This is a genomic window from Streptomyces sp. NRRL WC-3549, from assembly GCF_000721935.1.
Taxonomy (GTDB): Bacteria; Actinomycetota; Actinomycetes; order Streptomycetales; family Streptomycetaceae; genus Streptomyces.
On sequence record NZ_KL585423.1, the window covers coordinates 178,311 to 185,236 of the forward strand.

Annotated in this window: 6 protein-coding genes and 1 riboswitch; of the genes, 3 read left to right on the top strand and 3 right to left on the bottom strand. The window is 72.6% G+C overall.

What is annotated here, in order from left to right:
- Positions 1-44 precede the first annotated feature (44 nt).
- Positions 45-635: a TetR/AcrR family transcriptional regulator gene (locus tag IH13_RS0127225; RefSeq protein ID WP_031088625.1), complete on the bottom strand. Its 591-nt coding sequence runs from the start codon at positions 633-635 to the stop codon at positions 45-47.
- 265 nt (positions 636-900) lie between these two features.
- Positions 901-1,122, top strand: a riboswitch (cobalamin riboswitch).
- 162 nt (positions 1,123-1,284) lie between these two features.
- Between IH13_RS0127225 and metE the strand changes: the two genes are divergently transcribed.
- Positions 1,285-3,603 (top strand): 5-methyltetrahydropteroyltriglutamate--homocysteine S-methyltransferase, encoded by a 2,319-nt coding sequence (gene metE, locus IH13_RS0127235; protein WP_031088626.1) that lies wholly within the window; start codon positions 1,285-1,287, stop codon positions 3,601-3,603.
- Between the two features lie 102 nt (positions 3,604-3,705).
- Here metE and IH13_RS0127240 read toward each other — a convergent pair whose 3' ends face one another.
- Positions 3,706-4,467 carry a hypothetical protein gene (locus tag IH13_RS0127240; RefSeq protein WP_031088627.1) on the bottom strand — a complete coding sequence of 254 codons (762 nt, stop codon included), beginning with the start codon at positions 4,465-4,467 and terminating at the stop codon, positions 3,706-3,708.
- Positions 4,468-4,580: 113 nt separating this feature from the next.
- On the opposite strand from IH13_RS0127240, the gene IH13_RS0127245 reads away from it, so the two are divergent.
- The gene (locus IH13_RS0127245) at positions 4,581-4,967 is read left to right on the top strand and encodes a hypothetical protein (RefSeq protein ID WP_031088628.1); all 387 of its coding nucleotides are present in this window, start codon (positions 4,581-4,583) and stop codon (positions 4,965-4,967) included.
- 238 nt (positions 4,968-5,205) lie between these two features.
- Here IH13_RS0127245 and IH13_RS0127250 read toward each other — a convergent pair whose 3' ends face one another.
- Complete coding sequence (locus tag IH13_RS0127250) at positions 5,206-6,009, bottom strand: SDR family NAD(P)-dependent oxidoreductase (RefSeq protein ID WP_031088629.1); 804 nt, start codon at positions 6,007-6,009, stop codon at positions 5,206-5,208.
- 291 nt (positions 6,010-6,300) lie between these two features.
- Here IH13_RS0127250 and IH13_RS0127255 point away from each other — a divergent pair.
- The coding region (locus IH13_RS0127255; RefSeq protein WP_031088630.1) for a class I SAM-dependent methyltransferase at positions 6,301-6,926 on the top strand (626 nt) is incomplete at its 3' end.

Consider the following 6,926-nt stretch of genomic DNA (forward strand, 5'->3'; position numbering starts at 1 on the left):
GGCCACGAGCCGTCGCCCCGGTCCCCCGCTCCCGGATGCGGCTCTCATCCGCCGTAAGGGCGCACCGGTCCCACCTCGACGCCGAGCAGCCGCCAGGCCTCCAGCGCCCGGCGCTCCCGGAGCTCGCGGGTGGGACCGCCGACGGCGCCGGAGACCATGGCGACGGCGAGCATGAGGTCGTCCCCCGCGCTGAGCCGGTGCCCCGGGGGGAGGCGGACGCGCAGGGCCCGTTCGAGCCGCTCGGACAGGGACAGGGCGTACGCCAGGGTCTCCGAGCGGCCGACGGTGCCGCCGGCGTGCAGCAGGCCGAGGAAGGCCGCCGACTCCGTCAGATGCCAGGTGAGCACCCCGAGTACCTCGGCGAAGGACATCTCCCCGGCCTCGACCGCGTCTTCGATCTGCTGGACGTTCTCGTCCAGCACCGCGCTCGCCAGGGCCGCCCGGTCGGGGAAGTGCCGGTACAGCACGCCCTGCCCGACGCCGGCCCGCCGCGCGATCGCCGAGAGCGGGGCGTCCAGCCCGTACGCCGCGTAGATCTCCCGGGCGGCGGCGATCAGGGCGGCCCGGTTGCGGGGGGCCACCCTCCGCCCGTGATTCGCGGGCCGCCGCCCATCGGGCACAAGGGGGTGAGTCATCCCGAAAGGGTACGTGTCATACCGGGGCGGTGGGCGGGCCCGCCTCGGCGGCCGGGTAGGCGGTGAGCGCCGACGGATCCGCCTCCACCCCGGCCACCCGCGGCACGGTGGTCCGCGCGGGTGACACCCTCGCCCTGCGCCGGTACGCCTGACCGGCCCGGCTCGGGGCCGCCGGCCCGTGCCCGCGGCGGGTGCGGACCGGTGCCCCGTGCCGCCTCACGTACCGGAATGTGAACAGTGGCGCCCAGGGGGGCGGCGGCCCTCTACCCTGGCCGGTGCAACTGGTTCGCCCTGTCCGCCAGGCAGGCGCGTCGCAAGAGGGAACCCGGTGGGAATCCGGGACTGCCCCGCAGCGGTGAGTGGGAACGACCGCCGTCATACGCACTGGGTCCGAGGTACCGGGCCTGGGAAGCGACGGCCAGTAGGTGTCCTCCGACGGAGGGCGCGCCCGCGAGTCCGAAGACCTGCCTGTTGCCCGTACGCGAACGGTCGCGTGCGGATATCCCGGTGACCTCGTGGGCGGGTCGGCGTACCTACCAGACGGACGACCGCGCCGACGGCGCAGGGACCATCCGTCCGGTGCGTATCCCCTTCGCGCTCTCGTCCCGTCTCCGGGATCTCAGGGATTCATCTCGCGAAGGAGATCTCCGTGACAGCGAAGTCCGCAGCCGCGGCAGCACGGGCCACCGTGTACGGCTACCCCCGCCAGGGCCGGAACCGGGAACTCAAGAAGGCCGTCGAGGGCTACTGGAAGGGCCGCGTCACCGCCGAAGCCCTCCGGGACGCCGCCGCCGAGCTCCGGCGGAGCAACTGGCGGCAGCTCACCGACGCCGGCGTGCACGAGGTGCCGACCGGCGACTTCTCGTACTACGACCACGTCCTGGACACCACCGTCATGGTGGGCGCGATCCCGGAGAGGCACCGCGCCGCCGTCGACGCCGACGAGCTGGACGGCTACTTCGCGATGGCGCGCGGCACCCACGACGTCGCGCCGCTGGAGATGACCAAGTGGTTCGACACCAACTACCACTACCTGGTCCCCGAGCTGGGCCCGGACACCGTCTTCACGGCCGACTCCGCCAAGCAGGTCGCCGAGCTGAGGGAAGCCCTCACGCTCGGCCACACCGCCCGCCCCGTGCTGGTCGGCCCCGTCACCTACCTCCTGCTGGCCAAGCCCGCCCCCGGCGTGGCCCTGGACTTCGAACCGCTCACCCTCCTGGACCGGCTGCTGCCCGTGTACGCGGAGGTGCTGGCCGACCTGCGCGCAGCCGGCGCCGAGTGGGTCCAGCTCGACGAGCCCGCCCTCGTCCAGGACCGCACCTCGGCCGAGCTGAACGCCGCCGAGCGCGCCTACCGCGACCTCGGCGCCCTCACCGACCGGCCCAGGCTGCTGGTGGCCTCCTACTTCGACCGGCTCGGCGACGCCCTGCCCGTCCTCGCCAAGGCACCGGTCGAGGGCCTGGCACTCGACTTCACCGAGGCGGCGGGGGACAACCTCGACGCGCTGGCCGCCGTCGGCGGGCTGCCCGGCAAGCGCCTGGTCGCCGGTGTCGTCAACGGCCGCAACGTCTGGATCAACGACCTGCGGAAGTCGCTGTCCACCCTCGGTACCCTTCTCGGGCTCGCCGACCGGGTCGACGTGGCCGCCTCCTGCTCCCTGCTGCACGTCCCCCTGGACGCGGCGGCCGAACGGGACATCGACCCGCAGGTCCTGCGCTGGCTGGCCTTCGCGCAGCAGAAGACCGCCGAGATCGTCACTCTCGCCAAGGGCCTGGCCCAGGGCACCGGCGCCGTCACCGCGGAACTCGCCGCCAACCGGGCCGACCTCGCCTCACGCGCCGGATCGCCGATCACCCGAGACCCTGCCGTGCGCGCCCGCTCCGAGGCCGTGACGGACGCCGACGGCCGCCGCTCCCACCCGTACGCCGAGCGCGCCACGGCCCAGCGCGCCCACCTCGGCCTGCCGCTGCTGCCGACGACCACCATCGGCTCGTTCCCGCAGACCGGCGCACTGCGGACCGCCCGCGCCGACCTGCGCGCGGGCCGGATCGACACGGCGGGTTACGAGGAACGGATCAGGGCCGAGATCAGTGAGGTCATCTCCTTCCAGGAGAAGGCCGGCATCGACGTCCTGGTGCACGGCGAACCCGAACGCAACGACATGGTCCAGTACTTCGCCGAACAGCTCACCGGCTACCTCGCCACCCAGCACGGCTGGGTCCAGTCCTACGGCACCCGCTACGTCCGCCCGCCGGTCCTCGCGGGCGTCGTCTCCCGGACGCACCCGATGACGGTGCGCTGGACGTCCTACGCCCAGTCGTTGAGCGACCGCCCGGTCAAGGGCATGCTGACCGGGCCGGTCACCATGCTCGCCTGGTCCTTCGTCCGCGACGACCAGCCACTGGGCGACACCGCGCGCCAGGTCGCCCTCGCCCTGCGCGACGAGGTGAACGACCTGGAGGCGGCGGGCACATCGGTCATCCAGGTCGACGAACCCGCCCTGCGCGAGACCCTTCCCCTGCGCGCCGCCGACCGCCCGGCCTACCTGGCCTGGGCCACCGAGGCCTTCCGGCTCACCACCGCCGGCGTACGCCCGGACACCCAGGTCCACACGCACATGTGCTACGCCGAGTTCGGCGACATCGTCCAGGCCATCGACGACCTCGACGCCGACGTCATCAGCCTGGAGGCCGCCCGCTCCCACATGCAGGTCGCACGCGAACTGGCCGCCCACGGCTATCCGCGCGCAGCCGGACCGGGCGTCTACGACATCCACTCCCCCCGGGTCCCGAGCGCGGAGGAGGCCGCCGCCCTGCTCCGCAAGGGACTTGAGGCCATCCCGGCCGAACGCCTCTGGGTCAACCCGGACTGCGGCCTGAAGACCCGCGCCTGGCCGGAGACCCGCGCCTCCCTGGAGAACCTGGTGGCGGCGGCACGGGCGGTGCGGGCGGAGCTCGCACAGGACTGACGCGCGTCGGGGGCCGGGTGGGGGGCGGCACGCCCTCCCACCCGGCCTCCCGTCGTGACGCGGCTTCTTCGGTACCTCTCGGTACTGGGGTAGCGGGCTGGCTCAATAGCGGTGGTGGGGCCAGTGCGGGTCCGTCCAGCGGGCGGGGCCGGTGAGTCCGATGAGCCGTATCCGGTGCAGCAGTTCCTCGGGTACCTCCTCGGCCCGAAGCCGCGCGGAGGCGTGCCGGACCAGCCAGGCCGCGAGCTCGGTACACAGGGCATCTGCGTTCTCCCAGGCCTCCCACGGAAGCTGATCACCCAGCAGGTCGTACTCCCAGTGGGCAGCCGCTTCGGCCAGGTGCCGGTCGGCGACGCGGTGTTCGAGCGCCTCCCAGGTACTGAGCCACGGGCTGAGCGTGGCGGACGCCTCCGCGCACAGCGCGAGGACCTCGTACGCGGGGACGGCGGGATCCGGTTCGTCGAGGGTGTGGGCCCACCAGGCATGCAGGAACTCCCCTACCGCCGCGCTCTGCTGGGCGGGCCACTGCTGCCAGTGGCCGCGGGCGAACGAACGCCCGACCTCGTACATGCCGAACATGGGCCCCACCAGGCCACCGACCAGCGCCCTGGCGAATTGAGGAAGGATACGGCGCAGCACCGCGCCGTGGTCGCTCCAGTCGGGGGCGTCCCAGGTGCGCCGCAGAAGGTCCGGGGCGAGCACCACATCCGGGACCTTCAACCGGGCAAGCTCTTCCTCGCTGCCCCAGTGGCAGTCGCACTGGGTCTCGTCACTGCGGGCGGTCATCCCGCGAAAGCTGACGTCCAGGCGGTCCAGAGCACGGTCGAGTCGGAGCCGTGCGGGAGTGTCGTCGAAGTTCGTCATCGGCGCGGCCTCAAGGGGACTCCGGGCGGCTTCCGCCTGCCGAAGATCGCCACCTTACCGGGGCCCCTCCACACCGTCACGGAGGTTCCCTCGAACAGTATGGTCATGGGATCATGACGGCTCTGTTCTTTCCGCTCGCCGCGTTCATCGTCTTCGTCCTGCCGACCTTCCTGGTCTGGTGGCTGGGACGGCGGGCGGGGGTGCCCCGCTGGATGCTGCTCGTGTTCCTGCTGGCCGGGTGGCTGACCCTGGTCATGGGCTGCGCCCTCTCGCAGCGCGCTCAACCGCGCCTGTTCCCTGACACATCGCCCTGCTACAGCACGGGCAGCACTCCTGTGTCGCAGTACTTCCCGCCCGACTCGTTCTGCCTCCACGCGGACGGGGCGTTGCAGACGGTCAATGGGCGGGACGCCAAGTTCGTGTTCTGGACCGCGGCCAACACCACCGTGGCGGTGTCGCTCGGTGCCGCCTTCACACGGCGCCGCCGCCAGTCAGCCTGATCGCACGCTCTCCGGCCCCGGCCGCCGAAGTGGACGGACCCAGGCGCGATCGTGCGCACAGGGTCTCCGGTACGCGGACTACGCGCACCCCGACGCGGAACCGCCAAGCGTGGCACGTTGCGCCGTCACGTCATGCGGGTCCGCCGGACCGCGGACCCGGTCGAAGCAGGCGATGAGCTCGTCCAGAGCGTTCTGCTCGGTCCGACGTCCGCGTGACGCACCCTCTCCCGGCCCCCGGTCACCGCCGACCCGCGCTCGCCGCCACGCGGATCGCCAGCTCCGCCGCCGCCAGGCCGTCGACCGGCGCCTGATCGGGGAGCCCAGGCACGCACACCGTCCGGCCGTCCTCCAGTGCGGCCAGCGAGGCATCGATCACCTGAGCCACGGGCATCCCGCCCTCCTCGTGCACGGACTCCTCACGTCCGCCGACGGGCTCCTCGCCGCGCGAGCGGTGGAACTCGGTGGCGGTCAGGCCGGGGCACAGCACCTGGAGACGCAGCGGCGAGCCGGACAGTTCGGCGGCGAGGGTACGGGTGAAGGTGACCACGTATCCCTTGGTGCCCCCGTACACGGCACGCTCGGGCAGCGGATGCGGCGGAAGCGCTCCGGCGAAGGCCAGCTGGGAGGCCACGTTCACCACCGTGCCCCGACCCTGCCGGAGCATGACCGGGACCACCGCGTGCGCCAGTGTGGTCACGGCGAGCACGTTGACGTGCAGGACCTTCGCCATCAGCGGGGGTTCCAACTCGGCGAAGGGGCCGTACCCGTTGATCCCGGCGTTGTTGAGCAGGAAGCCGATGTCGCCCTGCCCCGCCCGCTCCGCCACAGGGGCCAGGCCGCCGGGGTCCGACAGGTCGGCAACCAGGGTCTCCACAGCCGTCCCGGTCTCCTCGCGCAGCCGTGCCGCCAGGGCGTCGAGCCGGTGCTCCCTCCGGGCCACCAGGACGGTGTCCCAGCCCCTGGCTGCCAACCGCGCCGCGTAGGCTGCTCCGATGCCCGAGGAGGCTCCCGTGACCAGCGCCTTGCCCTGCTGTACGCCCATTTCCGTCTCCTGTTCCCTGTCTCCGACATCACGCTACAAGGGGCGGCACGTGTACCCATCGACGCCCGGCACGGGCGGGCGGCCCGGTCTCCCGTACTCCGACTGCGGCTTCCGGGGCGTCGCACACACGTGATCACTGACGCGTAAGGCCGAGGGTTGCGGGCAGCCGCCGGGCCAGGCTTCCCGTCCGAGCGGCTCGGTCGCCCCGCGGCGACGGCGCGGGCCGGGGCGGGTACCGCGGCGCGCACCGGGGCTGGTGGCGCAGCCCAAGCTTCTGATGGACTCACCCCCATGAGCTTGCTCCCCCGCGTCTTCCGAGCGCTTGAGCGTTTTCATGCCGGCCGCCCCTGGGACCACAACGCCCACTACCACCGCTGGATCCTGCGGCAACTCCCCAGGCGCTTCGGGAGCGCCCTGGACGTGGGATGCGGAACCGGTGACCTCGCCAGGCTCCTGTCCTCGCGGGCCGAGCGGGTACACGGTGTCGATGCCGACCCCGCCGTCCTGGCTCACGCGCGGCAGCTGACGCCTCTTGGCACCTCGGTGACTTTCACCCTCGGCGATGCGTTGAGCGAGATACCGCCCGGCCCGTACGACGTCATCACCTGTGTCGCCGCCGTCCACCACATGCCGTTCAGCGAAGCCCTCACCCACTTCCGTCGGTACCTGGCTCCCGGTGGGACCTTGGTCGTCGTGGGCCTGGCCCGCCGGGCCTCCGGGAGCGATCTACTGATCGACACGGTCGCCATTCCGTCGAACGTCGCCATGGCCTGGATCAAGAACAGGGGCCGTAAGGTGCCCCTTCCCTCGTCGATGACCGCCCCGACGCGGCCCGCGACCATGGCTTTCCCCGACATCGTCCGCGACGCGCGCCGGGCACTGCCCGGCGCCCGACTACGCCGGCGGCTCTTCTGGCG